This window comes from Streptomyces sp. NPDC044003 (assembly GCF_056435185.1).
Genome location: NZ_JBWKFA010000009.1, coordinates 336459 through 357102, shown reverse-complemented (window position 1 = coordinate 357102; position 20644 = coordinate 336459). Strand labels below are relative to the sequence as shown.

Annotated in this window: 18 protein-coding genes; 1 reads left to right on the top strand and 17 read right to left on the bottom strand. The window is 69.6% G+C overall.

All coding sequences use genetic code 11. The features are described 5' to 3' along the window. Positions 1 to 31 precede the first annotated feature (31 nt). From AC07AW_RS31840 to AC07AW_RS31760, 17 genes are all read right to left on the bottom strand, one after another. Complete coding sequence (locus AC07AW_RS31840) at positions 32 to 757, bottom strand: aspartate/glutamate racemase family protein (protein WP_478818920.1); 726 nt, start codon at positions 755 to 757, stop codon at positions 32 to 34. Positions 758 to 797: 40 nt separating this feature from the next. Next, positions 798 to 2282: an NCS1 family nucleobase:cation symporter-1 gene (locus AC07AW_RS31835; protein ID WP_478818919.1), complete on the bottom strand. Its 1485-nt coding sequence runs from the start codon at positions 2280 to 2282 to the stop codon at positions 798 to 800. A 312-nt stretch (positions 2283 to 2594) separates the two neighbouring features. Beyond that, positions 2595 to 3764 carry an agmatine deiminase family protein gene (locus AC07AW_RS31830; protein WP_478818918.1) on the bottom strand — a complete coding sequence of 390 codons (1170 nt, stop codon included), beginning with the start codon at positions 3762 to 3764 and terminating at the stop codon, positions 2595 to 2597. Positions 3765 to 3819: 55 nt separating this feature from the next. Beyond that, positions 3820 to 5271 (bottom strand): purine-cytosine permease family protein, encoded by a 1452-nt coding sequence (locus AC07AW_RS31825; RefSeq protein ID WP_478818917.1) that lies wholly within the window; start codon positions 5269 to 5271, stop codon positions 3820 to 3822. A gap of 156 nt (positions 5272 to 5427) precedes the next feature. Further along, on the bottom strand, positions 5428 to 6570 hold the full coding sequence (locus tag AC07AW_RS31820; RefSeq protein ID WP_478818916.1) for an agmatine deiminase family protein: 1143 nt from the start codon (positions 6568 to 6570) through the stop codon (positions 5428 to 5430). Positions 6571 to 6611: 41 nt separating this feature from the next. Further along, on the bottom strand, positions 6612 to 7409 hold the full coding sequence (locus tag AC07AW_RS31815; protein ID WP_478818915.1) for an ABC transporter ATP-binding protein: 798 nt from the start codon (positions 7407 to 7409) through the stop codon (positions 6612 to 6614). Beyond that, positions 7402 to 8388, bottom strand: a complete 987-nt coding sequence (locus AC07AW_RS31810; protein WP_478818914.1) for an ABC transporter ATP-binding protein — start codon at positions 8386 to 8388, stop codon at positions 7402 to 7404. Before AC07AW_RS31810 ends, AC07AW_RS31815 begins: the two co-directional genes overlap by 8 nt. Next, the gene (locus tag AC07AW_RS31805; protein WP_478818913.1) at positions 8385 to 9239 is read right to left on the bottom strand and encodes an ABC transporter permease; all 855 of its coding nucleotides are present in this window, start codon (positions 9237 to 9239) and stop codon (positions 8385 to 8387) included. The genes AC07AW_RS31810 and AC07AW_RS31805 overlap by 4 nt, the downstream gene beginning before the upstream one ends. Beyond that, complete coding sequence (locus tag AC07AW_RS31800) at positions 9236 to 10195, bottom strand: ABC transporter permease (RefSeq protein WP_478818912.1); 960 nt, start codon at positions 10193 to 10195, stop codon at positions 9236 to 9238. Before AC07AW_RS31800 ends, AC07AW_RS31805 begins: the two co-directional genes overlap by 4 nt. Continuing rightward, positions 10192 to 11868 (bottom strand): ABC transporter substrate-binding protein, encoded by a 1677-nt coding sequence (locus AC07AW_RS31795; RefSeq protein WP_478818911.1) that lies wholly within the window; start codon positions 11866 to 11868, stop codon positions 10192 to 10194. Before AC07AW_RS31795 ends, AC07AW_RS31800 begins: the two co-directional genes overlap by 4 nt. A gap of 105 nt (positions 11869 to 11973) precedes the next feature. Then, positions 11974 to 12972, bottom strand: a complete 999-nt coding sequence (locus AC07AW_RS31790) for an agmatine deiminase family protein (RefSeq protein ID WP_478818942.1) — start codon at positions 12970 to 12972, stop codon at positions 11974 to 11976. A gap of 178 nt (positions 12973 to 13150) precedes the next feature. Continuing rightward, entirely contained in the window at positions 13151 to 14887 is a 1737-nt protein-coding gene (locus AC07AW_RS31785) for an urease subunit alpha (protein WP_478818910.1), read from the bottom strand. Further along, positions 14884 to 15579, bottom strand: a complete 696-nt coding sequence (ureA, locus tag AC07AW_RS31780) for an urease subunit gamma (RefSeq protein ID WP_478818909.1) — start codon at positions 15577 to 15579, stop codon at positions 14884 to 14886. The genes AC07AW_RS31785 and ureA overlap by 4 nt, the downstream gene beginning before the upstream one ends. 164 nt (positions 15580 to 15743) lie before the next feature. Continuing rightward, on the bottom strand, positions 15744 to 16520 hold the full coding sequence (locus AC07AW_RS31775) for a hypothetical protein (RefSeq protein ID WP_478818908.1): 777 nt from the start codon (positions 16518 to 16520) through the stop codon (positions 15744 to 15746). Continuing rightward, positions 16492 to 17664 (bottom strand): hypothetical protein, encoded by a 1173-nt coding sequence (locus tag AC07AW_RS31770; RefSeq protein ID WP_478818907.1) that lies wholly within the window; start codon positions 17662 to 17664, stop codon positions 16492 to 16494. The genes AC07AW_RS31775 and AC07AW_RS31770 overlap by 29 nt, the downstream gene beginning before the upstream one ends. 95 nt (positions 17665 to 17759) lie before the next feature. Then, positions 17760 to 18341 carry a TetR/AcrR family transcriptional regulator gene (locus AC07AW_RS31765; RefSeq protein WP_478818906.1) on the bottom strand — a complete coding sequence of 194 codons (582 nt, stop codon included), beginning with the start codon at positions 18339 to 18341 and terminating at the stop codon, positions 17760 to 17762. Positions 18342 to 18597: 256 nt separating this feature from the next. Continuing rightward, the gene (locus AC07AW_RS31760) at positions 18598 to 19758 is read right to left on the bottom strand and encodes an agmatine deiminase family protein (RefSeq protein WP_478818905.1); all 1161 of its coding nucleotides are present in this window, start codon (positions 19756 to 19758) and stop codon (positions 18598 to 18600) included. 114 nt (positions 19759 to 19872) lie between these two features. Here AC07AW_RS31760 and AC07AW_RS31755 point away from each other — a divergent pair, with 114 nt between their 5' ends. Continuing rightward, on the top strand, positions 19873 to 20502 hold the full coding sequence (locus tag AC07AW_RS31755; protein ID WP_478818904.1) for a TetR/AcrR family transcriptional regulator: 630 nt from the start codon (positions 19873 to 19875) through the stop codon (positions 20500 to 20502). Positions 20503 to 20644: the final 142 nt, after the last annotated feature.

The window sequence follows — 20644 nt, the reverse complement described above, 5'->3', positions numbered from 1 at the left end:
TTGCTTGCTTCCCGGACCGGGCGGATGAGTGCTAGGCCGTGCGCGGAGGCCAGTTGACGATCCTCTTGGGACGCGGCGTCGCGTAAGTGCGTACCTTCGAGGTGGACAGACCGAGCCGCACCAGGGACTCGGCGAGGGTCACCGCCGCGCTCACTCCGTCGACGACGGGCACGCCGGTGCGCTCGACGACCCGCTCGGCGAGGCCGGCCATGCCCCCGCAGCCCAGGCAGATCACCTCGGCCCGGTCGTCCTCCACCGCTCGGGCGGCCTGTTCGACGATCGCCTCGACGGTCGTCTTCTCGTCCTCCTCCAGCGCCAGGACGGGGAGCCCGCTGGCCCGTACGGACGCGCAGCGCGCGCTCAGTCCGGCGACGTGGAGCCGCTCCTCGATCAGCGGGACCGTCCGGTCGAGGGTGGTGACGACGGAGTAACTGCGGCCGAGGAACTGGGCGGTGGCGGCGGCCGCCTCGGTGATGTCGACGACCGGCACGTCGAGCAGCTCCTGCAGGCCTTCGCGGCCGTGCTCGCCGTACCCGGCCTGGATGACCGCGTCGAAGGGCTCCGGATAGGCGCGGACGGCCTCCATCACGGCGATCGCGGCGAGGTAGCTCTCGTAGTTGCCCTCGACCGACTCGGCTCCGAACTCCGGGGTGAGCGCGACGATCTCGGTGCCGGGCGCGGCCACGGCGGCCGCCTGTCTGCCGATCGCGTCGGTGATGGACTGCGTGGTGTTCACGTTGACGACGAGGATGCGCATGGGCCGCCTTCCGCTCGTTCTGTTCGTTCGGCTCGGTGGGTCATTCGGCGGCGACGGCGATGGACTCGCCGTCCACGTCCCGGATCGGTGCCTTGCGGTCCGCGACGATCGCGTACAGCCCCGCGCCGAGGATGGCGCCCACGAACCAGGAGAATCCGGCGACGGCGTGGAAGAAGGGCGCCAGGGCGACGACCACGGCGGCGGCGGCGCTGGGGACGAATGCGGCGACGGCGCGCGGGTTGAAGCCGCGGCGGTAGTGGTACTCGCCCTGCGGGTTCTCGGTGTAGAGGTCGGGCACGTTGACCCGGGACCTGCGCAGCAGCCAGTAGTCGGCCATGATCACGCCGAAGAGCGGTCCGAGCAGGGCGCCGAGTCCGCCGAGGAAGTAGTTGACGGCGATCGGGCTGTTGTAGAGGTTCCAGGGCAGGATCACCAGGCCGATGACCGCGCTGACGACACCTGCCCGCCGGAAGTCGAGCGTGCGCGGGAAGAGGTCGATGAGGGCGTAGATCGGCGCGACGAAGTTGGCCAGCAGGTTCACGGCGACGGTCAGGGCGATCAGGGCGAGGGAGGCCGCCGCCAGGAGCGCCATGTTCGGGATGGTCCGGACGATGTCCGTGGGGCTGGTGATGATGCGGCCGTCGAGCTTGAACTGCGCTCCGCTGAGGACCACGACGATGCCGGCGAAGAACAGCATGTTCAGCGGGATGCCGATCACGTTGCCGCGCACGATCGAGGCGCGGCTCTTGGCGGACCGGGTGAAGTCGCAGAAGTTCAGGACGAAGGTCCCGTAGACGACCACCCAGAGGGCGGCGGCCTGGAGGATCTGCAGCCACATCTCGCCGCCGATGAGCGGTGCGTCGATGGAGAGGGCGATCGAGGCGTCGGCGCGGACGAACATCCAGACGGCGAGGGCGCACATGGTGAGGAGCGTGGTCGGTGCGGCGAAGGCCATGTAGCGCCGGATCATCTGCATGCCGTAACTGACGATGACGAGCTGCACGGCCCAGAGGGCCAGGAAGGTGATCCAGCCGAGGGTCGACTGGCCGAGCAGCGCGTTCTCGTCGAGCGAGGCCAGTCCGGGGAACATCGCGACGAGCAGGGCGCTCAGCACGGTGGAGGCCAGATAGGTCTGGATGCCGAACCAGGCGATGGCGACGATGCCACGGACGGCCGCCGGTATCTTCGCGCCCTTGATGCCGAAGGCGATGCGGCTCATCACCGGGAAGGGCACACCGGTCTTGTGGCCCATGAAGCCGGAGAGCGTCAGGAGCAGGAACAGCAGCACGGAGGCGAGCGCGAAGGCCGCGAGGATGCCCCAGATGTTGAGCCCGAGGGCGAAGAGCCCGATCGCGAAAGCGTAGTTCCCGAGGCTGTGCACGTCGTTGGCCCAGAGGGTGAAGACGTTGTACGCGCCCCAGCGGCGGCCTTCCTTCTTCGTCGGGGCCAGGTCGTAGGTGTACAGAACGGAGCCGGTTGCTCCGTCGGTCGCCGTCTCGGGCGGCCGGGCATCCACAGAAGTCATCGAAGGGCCCTCACGTGTGCTCTGGAGGTCGCGGCAGGACCCTGGGGACGACGCGGCTTCGGGGCATGACGAAGCGCGACGGAGGGCCTGGCGACCGGTGGAGGTCTGAGGCGGAGTCTTTAGATGTTTCCACAAAGTGGAAGTGGTTTTCCGCTTGACAGAACGTAGTTTTCACCAAGAGCAGCGTCAAGGGTTCGGCGAGAATGACTTCCCTCTACACGCGTCCACCTCACAAGAGCCCGAATCACCCGAGATTGGGCACATACGCGACGGGCCCGGGCCTCGGAAGCGAGACCCGGGCCCGTCGTTCGTTCAGCGGTTGGGCTCCTGCATCGTGACGCAGTGGGCGCCACCGCCGCCGTTGCCGTAGAGGTTGTCCAGGTTCAGCTGGACGACAGGCCGGCCGTAGGCGGCGGCGATGGCCGACTTGGCGGCCGCGTCCTTGGCCGTGTCGCCGAACTGCGTGGTGATGATCGCCTGGTTGGTCACCGTCCAGTTCATGTAGGAACTGAGGAAGTCGGCCTGCTTGCCCACCTGGATACGGGGCAGGGTGTCGGGTCCTTCGATGGTGAGGACCTGGAGCCTGCGGCCCCTGGCGTCGGTCGCGTTGACCAGGGTGTCGCGGATGGCCTGGGCGTTGGCGGTCCAGACGTCGGGGCGCACGGCGCCGGCCAGCTGCACCATGACCACGCCGGGCCGGATGTAGCGGGCGGTTCCATCGATGTGGCCGTCGGTGACGTCCTGCCCGGTGACCCCGGGCAGCCAGATCATCTTGGACGCGCCGAAGCGGGACAGCAGCTCCGCCTCGATCTGGCTGCGGGACTTGCCGGGGTTGCGGTTGCTGTTCAGCCAGCAGCTCTCGGTGGCCATCACGGTGCCGTCGCCGTCGTACTCGATTCCGCCGCCCTCGCCGACCACGGACGCGTTCGCGAACGAGACGCCGGCGTAGGCCGCGACCTTCGGCGCGACCGTCCGGTCCTTGGAGTAGGCGGAGGCGGGGAGGCCGTAGAAGGTCGTGGCGTTCTCGCCCCAGGCGTTGAAGTTCAGGCCGAAGGCGTCGAGGCCGCCGGCCCCGTCCACGCGGAACAGCGGGCCGGTGTCCCGCATCCAGCAGTCCGAGACGGGGATGGAGCTGATGACCGTGACGGTGGAGCCGCAGGCGGTCCTGGCCTGCGAGGCGGCCGAGGAGCCGTCCGCGCACATGATGACCGGCTCGTACTTGGCGACTTCCTTGGCGAGCTTGGCGATGTCGCTCTGGATCTTGGACAGCAGGTTGCCCCAGATCGTGTAGCTGGACGGCCAGGCCATCCAGGTGCGCTTGTGCGACTCGTCCTCACCGGGGACCCGCCAGGACGCGGCCATGGCGGGCTGCATGCCGCCGAGGACGGGTCCGACCGCCAGGGCGGCCGCGGCCGCTCCGGTGCGGGCAAGGAGGTTTCTGCGGCTGATGCCGGGGCGTTCGCCGTCGTGCTCTGTCTTCACGTGGTGCTCCTTCTCTCAAAGGTTCGGTACGTGCAGGCGTTGCTCGGGGGGTTGCTCAGTGGAGTGGGTCCAGCAGCCCCTCCTCCCGGACCATCCGGCGTTCGGTGGCCAGATCGAGGCTTCGGGCGAAGGCCCAGTAGAGGCCTCCGGCCACGGGCAGGCCGACGAGGAGCGAGTAGTCGACGCCGCCGAGGCGCTCCGCGACGGGCCCGACGAAGAGGCCGGTGATGACCATGAACGGGGCCATGCAGGCGAGGCCGATCGCATAGGCGAGGTTTCCGCGCCAGCCCCAACGGCCGTAGATCCCGTGCGGGTTGAAGATCTCCTTGACGACGTACTGGCCGCGCCGGACGAAGAAGAAGTCGACCAGGTTGATGGCGGTCCACGGGATGAAGAGGTAGGTGAGGACCACCACCACGTTGGCGAAGAACCAGTTGAACTGATCGATGCCGACGAGGGTGGAGACCGTCCCGACGGCGGCCAGCATGATCCCGATCGTGGCGACCCGGATGGTCCGGGTCGGCTTGACCGGCCGGAACGAGTCGACGATCGAGATCATCGTGAGACTGCCGCCGTACTGGTTGATCGCCATGACGGAGAGCAGCCCGACCAGCAGGACGACGACCGCGACCGTGCCGAACCCGCCGAACAGCCGGTCGGCCGACAGCTTCAGCGCGGTGACCGGGTCCGTGCCCTCGGGGGCGCCGGCCGAGACCACGGCACCGAGGACGAAGACCCAGATCCCCGAGACCGCGCTGGGCAGGTAGGTCCACCAGAAGGTGCTGCGCACGGGGACGTCGGGTCTGAGGTAGCGCGAGTAGTCCGAGACGTACGGTGCCCAGCCCAGCTGGAAGCCGGCGACGAAGACGAACACGAGCATGAACGGCGCGAGTTCGAACGGGCCCGCGGTCCAGGCATCGTCGGGCAGTCCTCCGCCGAACAGGGCGGACGCGGTGACGGCCGCGGTGATCACGACGAAGGGCCAGGTGAGCCACTTGTTGAGCTTGTGGATCCAGTCGTACCCGAAGAGCGCGATCACGGTCGCCACCGCGGCGGCGAGGAGGTAGCCGAGGGTGTTGGGTATCCCGGTGAGCAGGTTCATGGCCTGGCCGGACAGCAGGGCGTCCGAGGTGTTGAAGGCCACGTAGTTGACCAGGGCGAACACCCACACGGTGAGGGCCGCGCCCAGATAGCCGAACTGGGGCCGGGACTGCACGAGTTGGGGCAGACCCAGCTGGGGACCCTGGGCCGAGTGGAACGCCATGAAGAACGTGCCGAAGAGGGAGCCGAGCACGGTGGCGATCACCGTCCACACGAGGGAGGCCCCCATGGACAGCGTCACGACGCCGGTGGCGAGGCCCGTGAGATTGAGGCTGCCGACGAACCAGATGGCCCCGACGCTCGACGGTTTGCCGTGCCGTTCCGAGAGGGGCACCCAGTCGATCGAGTGCTGTTCGATGCCCGCGTGCGGTGCGGAATCACGCGTGGGCGAGTCAACTGGCCCCATGTGGGCTCCTGTTCAGGGATGCGTTCATGAAGCCGTACAGCGCTGCGTGACCCGCCCGCGCTGTACGGTGCGCTCACCCTAGGGACTGACTCAAATTTCAGTCAATGGCCGAGACCTAGGTCTCTGACGAAAATTTCAGTCATGCGCCGTGTGGTCTCACGCGACGGGCTGCTGCTGGGTGACGCAGTGGATGCCCCCGCCGCCCGTGCCGAGGCGGTCGATGTTCAGCTGCTCGATGGAGCGGTCGGGGTAGAGGCGTTGCAGGGTCGCCCGGGCCGCCTCGTCCGCCCTCCGGTCGCCGAACTGGGCCGAGACGACGGCGTCGTTGCAGAGGTAGAAGTTGGCGTACGAGGCGAGGAAGTCCCGGCCGGTGGAGCGGATCTTGTTGTAGTCGGGGCCCTGGAGGCGCATCACGTCCATGGCCCGGCCCGCGGCGGTGGTCGCGGCGGACAGGGTGCTGTACTGCCGGCGGGCGTCGCGGGCGAAGGCGTCGTTGTCGGCGGCGACGGGCGTCTGGACGAGGGCCTCGCCGGGTGCGAGGAAGCGGGAGGTCGCGTCGACGTGGTCGTCGGTGATGTCCTGGCCGCGGACACCGTCGAACCAGATGACCTTGGACGCGCCGTACGCCTCGCACATCGCCCTCTCCAGCTGGCGCTCCGACATCCCCGGGTTGCGGTTGCGGTTCACCAGGCTGCTGCGGGTCGCCATCAGGGTGCCGGCGCCGTCCTGTTCGATGGCGCCGCCCTCGCCGACCAGATCGGCGTAGGTGAACGGCACGCCCACGTGGGCGGCGATCCGCTCGGCGACGAGGGCGTCCCTGGCGTGGGTCTGCTTGTCGCCCCAGCCGTTGAAGTTGAGGCCCACGGTGTCGAGGCCGCCGTAGCCGTCGGTGCGGAAGACCGGTCCGGTGTCCCGCATCCAGCAGTCGTCGACGGGGATGGAGCTGATGACGGTGACCGTGGAGCCGCACATCGAGCGGGCCTTGGCGGCGCTCCCGGAGTTGGCGCACATGACAACGGGCTCGTACTTCGCGATCGTACGGGCGATCAGGGCGATGTCCGCCTGCACCCCGCTGAGCTTGCCGGGCCAGATCGCCGTGCTGTCCGGCCAGGCCATCCACGTACGGGTGTGCCGGACGTCCTCGACGGGCACCCGGAAGGTACCCGCGGCGGCGGTGGCCCGGTCGGGGAGGGCGGTCGTCGCGAGGGCGGCGCCCGCGGCGGTCAGTCCGGTCGCCGCGAGGAACCGGCGCCTGTTGAGGCCGGGGCCCACGTGCCGGGCGACAGCGTGTTCGTTCATGGTTGACCTCCTGTGTCAACGACGGTGGGGGCGCGAGGCGCTCAGAGCGCCCGGCGGGCCTCGGCGATCGCCTCGGGGTCCCAGCCGGGGCGGGGTACGGACTCCAACAGCAGCCGTGTGTAGGGGTGTCGGGGTGCGGCGAGCACCTCGGCCGTGGGGCCCGCCTCGACGACACGGCCCTGGCGCATGACGATGACGTCGTCGGTGACGCACCGGACCACGCCGAGGTCGTGGGTGATGAACAGATAGCCGATCCGGGTCTCCTCGCGGATGTCGGCGAGCAGGTTGAGGATCTGCGCCTGTACGGAGACGTCGAGCGCGGCGACGGCCTCGTCGAGGACGAGGACGGCCGGTTCGACGGCGAGGGCGCGGGCGATGGCGACGCGTTGGCGCTGGCCGCCGGAGAGCTGCCGGGGCCGCGCGTCGGCGGCGCGGGTGCCGAGGCCGACCTGGTCGAGGAGCTCCCGGACGCGCCGGTCGTGGTCGGTGCCGGGGAAGTGCAGGCGCAGGGTCTCGCGCAGGACCTGTTCGACGCTGGTGCGCGGGTCGAGGGAGAGGTACGGGTCCTGGAAGACCATCTGGACCTCGCGCGCCCGGGCCAGGCGCCGGGCCCGGCCGCGCTGTCGTGCGCCGCGGGCCTCTCCTCGTACGAGGACGTCGCCGGCGTCGGCCTGTTCCAGACCGACGACGATCCGGGCGGTGGTGGTCTTGCCGGAGCCTGATGCGCCGACGATGCCCAGGGATCCGCCCTCGGGGAGGGCGAAGGAGACGTCGTCGACGGCGCGGACGCTCCCGAAGGTGCGGTGGAGGCCGACGGCCTCCAGGACGTTCTCAGGCATCGACGGGGCTCCCTTCGAGACGGTCGCTGTGGTGACAGGCGGCCTGGTGGTGCGGCAGTCCGGGCGTGGGCCGCGGCTCGGGGGCCTGCTGGTCGCAGATCTCGGTGGCGAGGTGGCAGCGGGCGGCGAACGGGCAGCCGCGCAGCTCCTGCCGGAGGTCCGGGGGCTGGCCGTCGATCGCGTCGAGCCTGCCTCGGGGGGCCTCCAGGCGGGGCGTGGAGGCGAGCAGGGCCGAGGTGTACGGGTGCCGGGGCCGGGCGAAGAGGGCTTCGGCGGGGCCGCTCTCCACGATCCGGCCGGCGTACATGACGTACACCCGGTCGCTGATGGCGGCGGCGAGGTCGAGGTCGTGGGTGACGAAGAGCAGGCCGGTGCCGAAGCGTTCGCGGAGTCGGGCCAGGAGGGCGATGACCTCGGCCTGGGTGGTGACGTCGAGCGCCGTGGTGGGCTCGTCGGCGAGCACGAGGGCCGGGTCGCCCATCAGGGCGGCCGCGATCATGACGCGTTGCAGCATGCCGCCGGAGACCTGACCGGGGTACTTGCGCAGAGCCGAGTCGTCGAGACCGACCGCCCGCAGAAGCTCACCGGCGCGTGCGGTGGCGTCCGCCCGGCTCATGCTCCCGGTCAGGGTCACGCTCTCGGTGAGGAAGTCACCGATGCGGCGCAGGGGGTTGAGGGCGGCACGCGGGTCCTGGAAGATCATGGACACCGTGCCGCTGCGCAGAGCGCGCAGCTGGTCGGCGTTCATGGTGAGGACGTCCTCACCGCGCACCCGGACGGCGCCTTCGACGACGGCGCCGGGTGGCAGCAGGTTCAGGGCGCTGCGCGACGTGAGGGTCTTCCCGGACCCGGACTCGCCGACGAGGGCGACGGTCTCGCCCGTGGCGACGTGGAGGTCGACGCCGTCGAGGACGGGGCGGGCCGTGCCGGGCAGGGTGATGCGGAGCCCTTGGACGTCGAGGGTGTACGTAGCGGTCATCGGTCTCTCCTGGCGACGCGGTCGGCCCAGCGCTCTCCGACGACGTTGAAGGCGACGACGGTGAGCACGATGAACGCGCAGGGCAGGATCGCGGACAGCGGGTAGCCGTGCTGGATGGCGGTCTGGCCGTCGAAGACCATGCGGCCCCAGTCGGGGGTGAGCGCGGGGACGCCCAGGCCGAGGAAGGACAGGCCGGCGAGGTCCATCAGTGCGTAGCCGAAGTTGATGGTGGACTGGGCGAGGACGACGGGGGCGATGTTGGGCAGGATGTGGCGCAGGCTGATCTGGAGGGCCGAGTGCCCCTGGACCTGGTAGGCGCTGACGTAGGGGCGTTTGCGTTCGGCCAGGACGAGGGAGCGGGTGAGCCGGCTGACGTACGGCAGGTAGGCGAGGGAGAGGGCGATGACAGGGGCGAGCAGTCCTTCGCCGTAGATCGAGATGATCAGGATGGCGAGGAGCATGCCGGGGAACGCGAAGACCAGTTCGGTGCTGCGTGACAGGACGGAGTCGAGCCAGCCGCCCCGCCAGCCCGCGGCCATGCCGACCGCGACTCCGGCGAGGGTGGAGAAGACCACGACCCCGAGGGGTCCGAGGAGTGAGGTGCGGGCGCCGAGGAGCAGCCGGGAGAGGGTGTCGCGTCCGGCGGCGTCGACGCCGAGCAGGTGCTCGGGGGACGGTCCAGCCAGTGCGTTGCCGAGGTCGACGGCGTTGGGGTCGTACGGCACGAGCCAGGGCGCGAGCAGCGCGGCGACCGTGACGAGGGCGACGAGGCCGAGGCAGACCAGGTGGAGCGGGGACCGGGCGGTGCGGATCTTCGCCAATCCGGGCCGGCGGGTCAGGACGGCGGTCATACGGAGGAGCTCCTCGATCCGAGGGTGATCCGCGGGTCGACCAGCGGCAGCAGCAGGTCGACGACCAGGTTCACGGTCATGAAGAGAGCGACGATGATCAAGGAGATGGCCTGGACGGTCGGGAAGTCCTTGGTCGTGGTGGACAGTTCGAGGAGCTGACCGACGCCGCCGATGCTGAACGCGGTCTCCACGAGGATCGTGCAGACCAGGAGGGTGGAGACGATCAGTCCGCCGGTGGTGAGGACGGTGCCCAGCGAGTTGCGGAACACATGGCGGCGGATGACCTGGCTCTCGGGGACGCCCCGGCTGCGGGCGACCGTGACGTGCTCGCTGTCGAGGGCCTCGACCATGGCGGAGCGGGTGACGCGGGCGAGCATGCCGATCAGATAGAGCGCGAGGGCGATCGCCGGGAGGGTGAGGTGCCAGACCTGGTCGAGGAAGCCCTCGCCGGAACCGCTGCTGGGGAACCAGCCGAGGTTGACGGCGAAGAGTCCCTGGAGCAGGACGGCCGCGACGAAGGAGGGGGTGCCGACGGCGAACGTGGTCCCGACGAGGACGGCCGCGTCGGTGCCGCCGCCCCGTACGGCGGAGACCCATCCCAGGACCAGGCCGATCACGACGACCACGGCCAGGGCCATCACGACGAGCAGCAGCGTGGTGGGGAGGCGGTCGGCCAGGAGCCGGGAGACGTCGGTGCGGTAGGTGATGGACCGCCCGAAGTCCCCGTGGACGATGTCGCCGAGCCAGTGGAGGTAGCGGACGAGGAAGGGGTCGTTCAGGTGGTACTGGGCGTTGATCGCGGCGAGGGCCTCGGGTGAGGCGGAGCGGCCGGAGAGCAGGAAGCTCGCCGGGTTGCCCGGCGCCAGGTACATGGCGCCGAAGACCACGAACGACGCACCGAGCAGGGTGGCGGCCATCTCCGCCACCCGGCGTACGGCGAATCTCAGGAAGTTCACGGCGTGGCCCCCGCGGCCGGTGCGCCGACGTCCGCGGCCCACGGGTAGTACATGTACGCGATGGTGGTGGGGGCGCCGGTGATCCTCTTGTTGAGGAAGACCGCGGTGGGCCACTCCGCGACGGGGATCCACGGCAGCTGTTCGGCGGCCCGCTGCTGCAGCTCGGCCTCGATCTTCATGCGCTGGTCCGGCTCGTAGACGGCGGTGGCCTGGTCGACGAGGGCGTCGTACCCCTTGTCGGTGTAGTCGGCGAAGTTCATGTAGGCGCCGGTCTTGAAGTTCTGCAGCAGGTCCAGCGGGTCGGTGATCGAGTCGTAGTAGGTGAGCGGGAACATGTCGATGCCCTCGCGCGCCTCGGGGTCGGTGAAGAGCGCCGTGAAGGCGTTGGGGGCGATCGTCTTGAGGTTGATCTTCAGACCGATCTGGCTGCCCGCGGCCTGGATCGCGGTGGCGAGGAGGGAGACGTCCTGGCCGATGGAGCTGGTGGCGACGGTCAGGGTCTTGCCGGTGGCGCCGGCCTCCTTGATCAGCGCCTTGGCCTTCTCGATGTCCTGGGCGGCGGGCGGCAGCGCGCCGAAGGCGGCCTGCCGGGTCTGCTCCGAGGCGTCGGCCCAGGCCGCCCGGGTGGTGAGCGAGCTGGTGACGGTGCCGACGCCGCCGAGTCCGGCCTTGACGAACCCGGAGCGGTCGAGGGCCAGGGAGAGCGCCTTGCGTACCCGGAGGTCGCCGAGCGGGCCGTGCATGTTGGTGATGTTGACGTTGACCGTGCTCAGGCCCTCGCCGAAGTAGAGGGTGCCGAGGCCGCTGTCGCGCAGCCGGCCGTAGCTCTCGGTGGGGATCAGATAGCCGCCGTCGACCTCGCCGCTGAGCATGGCGTTCGTACGGGCGGAGGGGTCGGTCAGGACCCGGAAGACGGCCTTCTTCGCCTTGGCCTTCGTACCCCAGTAGCCGTCGAAGCGCTCCAGCTCGATCGACTGGCCCTTGCTCCACGTGCCGAGCTTGAACGGGCCGGTGCAGGCGAGGTCTCCGGTGGTGCCGTAGTCCTTGCCCGCCGCCTCGACGCCGGCCCTGGAGGCGACGACGCCCGCGGCGGTCGCCATGTACTGGGGGAACTGGGAGTCCGACTTCCTGAGCTTGACGGTGACCTGGAGCGGGCCGGTCTTCGTGATGGAGGCGACGTTCTGGAAGGTCTGCGCCCAGGCGGCGGCGTTCTTCGGGTCCCGCTGCCGGCCGAGGCTGTAGACCACGTCGTCGGCGGTCATCGTCCTGCCGTCGTGGAAGCGGACGCCCGCGCGCAGGTCGTAGACCCAGGTGATGGGGTCCGGGTTCGAGGCCTTACGCGCCAGGCCGGGCTCCAGGGTGAGCCCGGGTGTCCAGCGCATCAGGCTCTCGCACACGTTGGACAGGATCGTGTTCTGCGGATAGTCGAACGCGACCGTGTAGTCGAGGGTGGGCGGCTCGGCGTAGACGGCCCAGGTGAACGAGTCGATCTCGCCCCGGGCCGGAGGCGTGGCGGCGGAGAGCTTGATCTCGGAGCCGCCGGTACCGGTGTCCTTCGGGGGGCCGGCGCAGGCCGCGAGGGCCGCGAGGGAGGTCAGGGCGGCCGTCGCCACGGCGATCCGGCCGCGCCTGCCGCAGGGACGTCTGCTGCCGGAGGGCAGGGATGGGGTCATCGTCGCGCTCTCATTCCGTGATGTCCGTGTCTCCACGGTTTCCGTGCGGGGTGCGGGGCCGGAGGGCCGCACGTGCGGCCCTCCGGGAGGGGGTCCGTCCGCGGTTCAGGCGGTGACGGGGACGGCGGGGATCTGCTGCGTGATGCAGTGGACCCCGCCGCCGCCGTACGCGATCGCGGGCGCCCGCACCCCGACGACCTTGCGGCCCGGGTACGCGGCGGCGATGACCGCGAGCGCGTCGTCGTCCTGGGGCACGCCGGCCACCGGAACGACGACGCCGCCGTTGGCCACGTAGTAGTTCAGGTACGACACCTCGACCTCGCCGCCGGCGACGTCGGCGAACGCGGTCTGCGGGACGTCGACGATCTCGAACGGCCGCCCCTGGGCGTCGGTCGTGGCCTCGAGCACCGCGCGGTTGGCACGCATCCGGGCGTAGTCGGGGTGCGCGGGGTCGTCGGGCAGGGAGACGACGACCTTTCCGGGAGCGGCGAAGGCGCAGACGCCGTCGACGTGCCCGTCGGTCTCCGTGTCCAGCAGACCGCCGTACGGAAGCCAGACAACCTTGTCCACGCCGAGCTGGGACTTCAGTTCCGTCTCGATCTCGTCCCGGTTCATGCCGGGGTTCCGGTTGGGGTGGAGCAGGCACTGCTCGGTCGTGATCAGGGTTCCTTCGCCGTCGACGGTGATCGCCCCGCCCTCCAGGATCATCTCGGAGGGAATGCGCTCGATGCCCAGGTGCTCCAGGAGGAGGCCGCTGATCCGGTCGTCGGAGTCGTACGGGCTGTGCTTGCGGCCCCAGGCGTTGAAGCGGAAGTCCACTCCGGCGCGGTTGCCGTCGGCGTCGAGCACGAAGAGCGGGGCGGAGTCCCGGAACCAGGAGTCGTCCTGGGCCAGCTCCACCACGGTGATCTCGTGGCCGCACCTCGTGCGGGCCTCCTCGCCGTGGCCGGGCGGCGCGACCATGGTCACGGGCTCGAAGGCGGCGATGGCGCGGGCGACGTTCGCGTACTCCTCCTTGACGTCGTCCAGCACGCTCCCCCACAGGTCCTGCCGGACGGGCCAGGCCATCAGGCACCCTTCGTGCGCGGACCACTCGGCAGGCATACGGAATGCAGTCATCACGGGTCTCTCTTCGTTTCGCCAGAAGTACCCGTCGGCGGTGGCCGGCTCTGCCTGGCGGAGGCGCGGGACGGGTACGCGGTGTGAACAGCATCCTCCTCTCGACTGAAAATTCAGTCAAGAGAAGAGACACAGTTTTGAAAGATCGGTCAGCGGGCGGGGATCAGAGGAAGTACAGCCTGCTCAGCGAGACCTGCTGCGCCGGCTCGGAGCGCATCGGATCGCCGTCGAGGGTCACGAGCCCGCTGCGCGGGTCGACGTCCACCTGTCCGAGCCGGGCGTTGTGCAGCATGTCTGCCGGACCGATGCCGCGGGTGTCCCGTACGGCCACTCGGCGGCGGCGGGTCGGCATGGCGTCGGCGCCGAGGTCGGCTGCGGCGCGGCTGACGAACGCGACGGAGAGCTCGGCCGGAGCGGCACCATGGGCGCCGAACAGCGGGCCCAGGACCAGGGGTTCACAGGTGTCGGTGGCGGCGTTGGGATCGCCCGTGACGCCGTAGGCCGGGAACCCGGACTTGAGGACCATCTGCGGTTTGGCCCCGAAGAACGGGGGCCGCCAGAGCACGATGTCGGCGAGTTTGCCGATCTCGATGGAGCCGATCTCGTGGGCGAGGCCGTGGGCGATCGCCGGGTTGACGGTGAGCTTGGCGATGTAGCGGAGGACGCGCGCGTTGTCGTCGTGCGCGCCGTCGCCTTCCATCGGGCCCAGCTCGGCCTTCATCTTCCCGGCCATCGCGAACGTACGCCGGATGGTCTCCCCCGCACGGCCCATGCCCTGGGCGTCGGAGGAGGTGATCCCGATCGCGCCGAGGTCGTGCAGGACGTCCTCCGCGCCCATGGTCCCGGCCCGGATCCGGTCGCGCGCCATGGCCGCGTCCCCCGGGAGGTCCGTCTTGAGGGCGTGGACGGAGACGATCATCCCGTAGTGCTCGGCGATGGCGTCCCGCCCGAAGGGCAGGGTGGGGTTGGTGGAGGAGCCGATGACGTTCGGCACGCCCGCCATCTTCAGGACGTTGGGGACGTGCCCGCCGCCGCAGCCCTCGATGTGGAAGGCATGGATCGTCCGGCCTTCCAGGACACGGAGGGTGTCCTCGACCGACAGGCACTCGTTCAGGCCGTCGCTGTGGAGGGCGACTTGCACGTCGTGCTCCTCGGCCACCCGCAGGGCGGTGTCCAGGGCGCGTGTGTGGGCGCCCATGTCCTCGTGGACCTTGAAGCCACAGGCTCCACCCTCGGCGAGCGCCTCCACCAGGGGCGCCTCGTCGGAGGCCGAACCACGGGCGAGGAAGCCGATGTTGACCGGCCATGCGTCGAAGGCGTCGAACCCCAGCTTCAGCGCCCACGGGGAGTTCACGCCGACGCCCCAGCTCGGCCCGATCTCCTGGCCGATGATCGTGGTGACGCCGGAGGCGAGAGACGCCTCCATGATCCGCGGGGAGAGCAGATGGACATGGGTGTCGATCGCACCGGCGGTGGCGATGAGACCTTCGCCCGGGATCATCGTGGTCCCGGTGCCGACGACCACGTCGACGCCGTCGAGGGTGTCGGGGTTGCCGGCCCGCCCGATGGCGTGGATCCGGCCCTCGCGGATGCCGATGGACACCTTGCGGATGCCGAGCACCGCGTCGATGACCAGGACGTTGGTGATCACGACGTCGCACGTGTCCCGGACGGCCGCGGCCTTGAGGTGCATGCCGTCACGGGCGGTCTTGCCGAACCCGGCGAGGAACTCGTCGCCGTACGCCTGCGCGTCCGACTCCACCCGTACGACGAGCCCGGAGTCGCCGAGCCGGACCCGGTCCCCCGCACGGGACCCGTGCACGGTGGCGTACTCGTACGGATCGATGTGCCGGCTGCTGCCGGGCGCGCAGTGGTCGCTGTGTCTGGTGGGCCTGCTCATCGCTCCGCCCCTTCCGCTCCGAGGTAGCCGCAGGCGGCGGCGCGCTTCAGGGCCTCGGCCTTCGTGCCGGGCGCGTCGAGCGGCCCGTCGACCAGGCCCGCGAAACCGATGGCGATCCGGTCGCCGCCCATCGGGACGAGTCCGACCTCGACGACGGCGCCGGGGTCGAACCGGGTGGACGACCCGGCCGGGGCGGCGAGCCGCATGCCGTAGGCGGCGGCGCGGTCGAAGTCGAGGCGCGGGTTGACCTCGAAGAAGTGGAAGTGGGAGGTGACGCTCACCGGGACCGCCGCCGCGTTGCGCACCTGCAGGGTGATCACCGGCTCCGGCTCGGGCAGGGTGTCCGTGTGGGGCAGGACGGCCCCGGGGGCTCGGTCGTCGTGTTCCACGTCGCCGAAGGGAGCGCTGATGACGGCCAGCCGGGTGCCGTCGTCGAACACCGCCTCGACCTGGATCTCCGTCACGATGTCGGTGACGCCGGGGAGCACGTCGTCCGGGCCGAGGACTCCGCGGCCGCGGTCGAGGGCCTCGGCGAGGTGGAGGCCGTCGCGTGCGGCCTCGCAGACCGTGTCGGCGATCAGTGCGGTCGCTTCCGGCACGTTGAGCCGCAGCCCGCGCTCCAGGCGGGTCCGGGCGAGCTGGGCGGCGGTGAAGAGCAGCAGCCGATCCCGTTCGGCGGGAGTCAGAGGCATGTCGCCCCCTGACGGAAGGGTCTGGTCGGACGCAAGGTGTCCCTGTCCTTTCCACGGAGTGTCAGAGGTGGGTACAGGACGCCCACTGTCGCATTGACTGAAATATCAGTCAAGGTTGTGGGCAGCATCGGGCCAAGCGCGTAGTCGTGGGCGGTGAGGGTGCCTCAGGGGCAGACCGGCGGCATCAGATCGCTCTCGCTGACGGTGTACGTCAGCAGGGGGTAGACGAAGTCCGTTTCGCTGTTCTCACGGCGTCGCAGTTGATAGAACGCGCGCCTCTGCTCGTCGTCGGCCGACATGAGCCGCTCCCCCTGCGGGAGGAATGCATGTCCGTCGCGAAACCGGACGAAGGTCTTCGACGTTCGAAAGGTGAGGCCCAACCATTGATTGTCGTCCGCCGGCGCAGGTGCATCCAGGACGATTTTGTGCCTCAGTCGCCGATTCGAGTCGACAGAGAACGCGACGACGCCGTGGTGGACGAGAGGGATCTCGAACGTCTCGCCACCGGACTCCTTTGATTCGAAGACGAGCTTCCTCGGCGGGATCGCTTCGGGATGCCGGTAGCAGGAGAAGACGGCGATGAACGAGCCGTCGGCCAGATCGAGGGCCTGGTCGGAATGGCTGCCCATCTTCGTGTAGGCGTTGGTGTAGCTCTCGATGAGAGCGTTGTTGAAGCCGACCGAGAGCGCCGCACGCTCTTGGATCTGTTGCGCCAGCCGCTCGTGCACCGCCCGGAAGGGCTGCACCGGACTGCTGTACTGCGTGGTGGTCCGTACGAGAGGCACACCACCCGCCTCGTCGATCCCGGCAAGGACGGCGCCTCGCCGGCCTTTGCCCACGTCTTCCAGACGCACCGATGCGGACAGCTCCGCGAAGAGATCCTCATCGCCCGGCAGGGCGAACGAGAGGATCTCATCCGAGATCGTGGACTCGGGGCGCAACGTAGTCTCCCGTGTTCATGCTGAAGAGAAATCGGTCGCCGTACTCGATGAAGGACGAGGTCCTGTTCTCCTCGGCGTACAGCCTGCGCAGCTCGTCCATGCCGGCCGCTGTGGGTGGCCCCAGCTTCACGAGATCTCCGGCCCTTTTGAGGAACGTGTGGCCGTTCTTGTGAACGGCTTCGGCGCTCGAACAGCGCACCACGTATCCCAGGCGGGTCGGCAGCGACTCGGCGTCCAGCGACGAGGGCCGGATTTCGTGTGTGTACAGGCGGTTGGTGGACAGCGGCATGAGGAACACGGAGCCGGGGTGGAGGGTCACGGTGAACTGCGACGGGAGCGCGACCCCGTCGTGTTCTTCGATCGGCTCCTTGAGACGGAAGTGGAGCCTGGTCAGCGCGCTGGTACCCCGCACACCGTAGTCGACGGGGTCGTCCGCCAGGGGCTGCAGCTCGTCGAGCCGGTCGTAGAAGGTGCAGAAGGCCATGATGCCGTTGACGGGCATGTCCTTGGTCTTGTCGGCATGGGCCGAGATCCTGGCCTTGGACTGCTTGCGCTCGGCCGTGGCAAGGGTGTTGTGGTAGATCTGCGCGAGGACGTGATTGAGCGGTGCCGGGTTCCGGAAGACGGCGGAGGCCTCGCGGTTCAGGGCCTCGACGATCTGCGTGTCGGTCGGCTGGAAGCTCTCGGTGGGCCCCGAGAGATTCGTGGAGCACCGGAGCAGGCGGAAATGCAGTTCGTCACCGTTTCGCGTGACGGGGGTCAGATAGATTCCGCTGCGATGGGCGGTTCCGGGCTTGGTGGACTCCGTCAGGGACTGGAACGCGTGCTCCGCACAGATCCGTCCGAAGTGATCGGTGCCGAGTCCGAAAAAGCGGCGGTAGTACACACCGACGCCGTGCACGCGGAGGGGAACGCGTCCGAGGTCGACGAACGTCCAGGGTTCGTCGACGTCCTCGTGGTCACCGTGCGACAGCTCCCGGATCACGAACACCCGGGCAGCCGCACGCAGTTGACGGCTGCTGATCCCGGATATGTCGCCACACAGGTAGACGGTCTTCTGTGCCAGGTCGGGCGAACCGGAAGCAAGGTCCTCCGGCGTGATCACGGACCCGAAGAAGTTCTTGATCGAGTCGTCGTCCCGCAAGGTCGTAGGCGCGACCAGGACGTTGCTCGCATCCTCGATGCGGGCTTCCGTCGCGGGCCGGCCGTGCCGCCCGGGCTCAGCACGCAGGGGCCGCGTCACGGGCGGCCCAGCCGTTCGATCTCGGCGTCGATGGCTTCGCCCATCAAAGTCCGGGCGTGGGCGATCTGGAGCGTTCCGCTGAGCCAGCGCATGCTCAGGCCCTCCAGGAGGGTGGTGAGCCGCTCGGCCGAGGCCGTGAGGGCGACCGCCGGGGCCATCGGCCTGACGTGGCCGAGCAGGGCCGCCACCTCCTGGACCCAGACCAGGGTGGCCCGTGCCAGGTCCTCGCGCAGGAGATCGTCGAAGACGGCGCTCGCCCGCAACTCGCCCCAGGCGCTGCTGTTCTCCCTGACTTCGGTCGCGTCCTGGAGTTCGAGGAGGAGCGTCTGGTCGAGTTCCTCGCGCGGGCTGAGCGGTTCGGCGTCCGGATCGCGATGGGTCGTGTAGCGCTCGGCGCGGTCGTTGATGAACTCCAGCGTCTTGCTCAGGATCCCGGCGCGGTCCTTGAAGTGGTAGTAGATCAGCGCGGTGGACACCCCCGCCTCGGCCGCGAGTTCCTCCACGCGCAGGCCGCGGACCCCGCGCCGGGCGATCACCCGGGCGGCGGCTTCCAGGATCTGAGTACTGCGAGACGCCATGGCCCGAACCTTACCGGGCACCTCCCCCGCCGGGAATCACGATGTCGATCACTGCCCGGGATCGGCCGTCGCCGGAAGCCGGCCGGCGCCGCATCTCTCTCCTGAACACCGACCGGCGCTGCATGCCACTCTCCTGAAAGATGACCGGCGCCGCATGTCGCTCTCCTGAAAGACGACCGGCGCCGCATGTCACTCTCCTGAAAAGGCCGGTCGCCGCCGGAGGGCGACGACCGGCGCGTCACGCGGTGCCGCCCGGTCAGACGACCGGGGGCGGGACGGGCTGCGACTGGGTGGCGCAGTGGATGCCGCCACCGCCGCCCGCGATGGCGTCGATGTTCAACTGGACGATGTTCCGGCCGGGGTACGCGGCCTGGAGGATCGCGTAGGCCACACCGTCGGCATAGCCGTCGCCGAACTGCGGGACGAGGACGGCGCCGTTCGCCGTGTAGTAGTTGGTGTAGCTGGACAGGAAGCTGCTGCCCCTGCCGCGGATCTGATAGCGGTCGGGCCCGGGGAGCTCGGTGATGGTCAGGCGGCGCCCCTGTGCGTCGGTCGCGCCGAGCAGGATCTGCTTGGTCTCGTTGTAGACGGCCACCCACTTGGGGTCGGTGTGGGGGCCGGGCTGGTCCAGGATGACGTGTCCCGGTGCGACGAAGCGGGCCAGGCAGTCGATGTGGCAGTCGGTGATGTCCTGGCCGGCGAGTCCCGGCACCCAGATCACCTTGTCGATGCCGAGCGCCGACTTCATCGTCTGCTCGACCTGGTCCTGGCTCATGCCCGGGTTGCGGTTGCTGTTGACGAGCGAGCTGACGGTGGCGAGCAGGGTGCCCTGGCCGTCGGTCTCCAGCGAACCGCCTTCCCCGACGAAGCCGGCCTGGACGCGCGGAACGCCGTACTGGCCGAGGAGGGTCGCGGCCGCGGCGGCGTCGTTCGCGTACGGCTGCGCGTACGACGTGCCGGTCTTGCCCCAGCCGTTGAAGTTCGTGTCCACGCCCGCGACGGCGCCGGGGGCGACCACGAAGGTGGGGCCGAAGTCCCGGATCCAGAGGTCGTCATCGGGTATCTCGACGACGTCGATGCCGTAGTAGGCACCGGCTCCGCACAGGTACCGCGCGTCGGCCGCCTGGCTGGGCCGGGCGAGCACCACGACGGGCTCGTAGCGGGAGATCGCGTCGGCCACGCGCGCGATGTCATTGCGGACGGCGCCGAGCTGGGTGGACCAGACCGACGACAGCGCGGGCCAGGCCATGAAGGTCCGTACGTGGCGGTCGTGCTCCGCGGGCATACGCAGCGTGGCGCCGGAGGGGCTGGTGGCGGCCCGGGCAACGGTGGGCAGCGCCGACCCGAGGGCCGCGAGGGGCAGAGCCGCAGCGCCGAGCTGGAGCAGTCGGCGTCGGGACGTCGTGGGCGTGTCCATGGAACTCCTACCTGGAGGGAGGGGGCGGATGTTCCCCCGCATGGTGTCGCAGACTGAAAATTCAGTCAATGATCTCGAAGTCATGACTAAAGATTCAGTCAGTATGTGACACTGATGGTTCAGACCACTCAGACCGTTCAGACCACTCACGAGGGGGAACACGTGGCGAGGGACCGCCGAAGGGCCATCTTGGAAGGTGCCGCGCGCGTCATCGCGCGGCGCGGGGTCCGCGGACTGCGCATGGAGGAGCTCGCGACGGAAGCCGGGGTGTCGACCGCGCTGATCTACTACCACTTCAAGGACCGCGCCGGCGTTCTGCGCCACACCCTCGAGTTCATCAGCGACCGGGCCGATCGCTACACGTCCGAAGGGGACGGCGGAGCCGGACCGCGCGACGCCCGGGAGGAGCTGACGCAGACCCTCCTCCTGGAGTTCCAGGACGTTCCCGAAGTACGGGAGAACAGCACCGCATGGGGCGAACTGCGCGCCACCGCGGTCTTCGAGCCCGGACTGCGGGGAGATCTGGCCAGAGCCACGCTGGCCTGGATCCACGATGTCGCGGACCTCCTGAGCGGCGTCCGGCCGTCGGCTCCCGCACCGGCCCTGACGGCTTCCGCGGAACGGCTCACCGGCCTCCTGGAGGGGCTCAGCACGCGCTGGCTCAGCGGTGCGCTGCCCCTGACCCATGCCCGCGAACTGGTGAGGGAAGCGGTCTCCCTCGAGATCGAGCGACTGAGTCACTGACGCAACGGGCTCCCGTCACACCGTCCGGGTTCAACCGGCATGTCGGTCCATGGCCGAGGGGGCGAGCGGGCGGCGGCGCGCGCCACAGGAAATGGGCGGAAGATCACCGTCCCGCCGCGCATCCTCGGAGCCCTTTCGACCG

What these genes read in the sequence shown, in the direction of transcription:
- AC07AW_RS31840 (WP_478818920.1), bottom strand. Translation starts at nt 757, where the DNA reads ATGCGCATCCTCGTCGTCAACGTGAACACCACGCAGTCCATCACCGAC.
- AC07AW_RS31835 (WP_478818919.1), bottom strand. Translation starts at nt 2,282, where the DNA reads ATGACTTCTGTGGATGCCCGGCCGCCCGAGACGGCGACCGACGGAGCA.
- AC07AW_RS31825 (WP_478818917.1), bottom strand. Translation starts at nt 5,271, where the DNA reads ATGGGGCCAGTTGACTCGCCCACGCGTGATTCCGCACCGCACGCGGGC.
- AC07AW_RS31820 (WP_478818916.1), bottom strand. Translation starts at nt 6,570, where the DNA reads ATGAACGAACACGCTGTCGCCCGGCACGTGGGCCCCGGCCTCAACAGG.
- AC07AW_RS31815 (WP_478818915.1), bottom strand. Translation starts at nt 7,409, where the DNA reads ATGCCTGAGAACGTCCTGGAGGCCGTCGGCCTCCACCGCACCTTCGGG.
- AC07AW_RS31810 (WP_478818914.1), bottom strand. Translation starts at nt 8,388, where the DNA reads ATGACCGCTACGTACACCCTCGACGTCCAAGGGCTCCGCATCACCCTG.
- AC07AW_RS31805 (WP_478818913.1), bottom strand. Translation starts at nt 9,239, where the DNA reads ATGACCGCCGTCCTGACCCGCCGGCCCGGATTGGCGAAGATCCGCACC.
- AC07AW_RS31795 (WP_478818911.1), bottom strand. Translation starts at nt 11,868, where the DNA reads ATGACCCCATCCCTGCCCTCCGGCAGCAGACGTCCCTGCGGCAGGCGC.
- AC07AW_RS31790 (WP_478818942.1), bottom strand. Translation starts at nt 12,972, where the DNA reads ATGCCTGCCGAGTGGTCCGCGCACGAAGGGTGCCTGATGGCCTGGCCC.
- AC07AW_RS31785 (WP_478818910.1), bottom strand. Translation starts at nt 14,887, where the DNA reads ATGAGCAGGCCCACCAGACACAGCGACCACTGCGCGCCCGGCAGCAGC.
- ureA (WP_478818909.1), bottom strand. Translation starts at nt 15,579, where the DNA reads ATGCCTCTGACTCCCGCCGAACGGGATCGGCTGCTGCTCTTCACCGCC.
- AC07AW_RS31765 (WP_478818906.1), bottom strand. Translation starts at nt 18,341, where the DNA reads ATGGCGTCTCGCAGTACTCAGATCCTGGAAGCCGCCGCCCGGGTGATC.
- AC07AW_RS31760 (WP_478818905.1), bottom strand. Translation starts at nt 19,758, where the DNA reads ATGGACACGCCCACGACGTCCCGACGCCGACTGCTCCAGCTCGGCGCT.
- AC07AW_RS31755 (WP_478818904.1), top strand. Translation starts at nt 19,873, where the DNA reads ATGGTTCAGACCACTCAGACCGTTCAGACCACTCACGAGGGGGAACAC.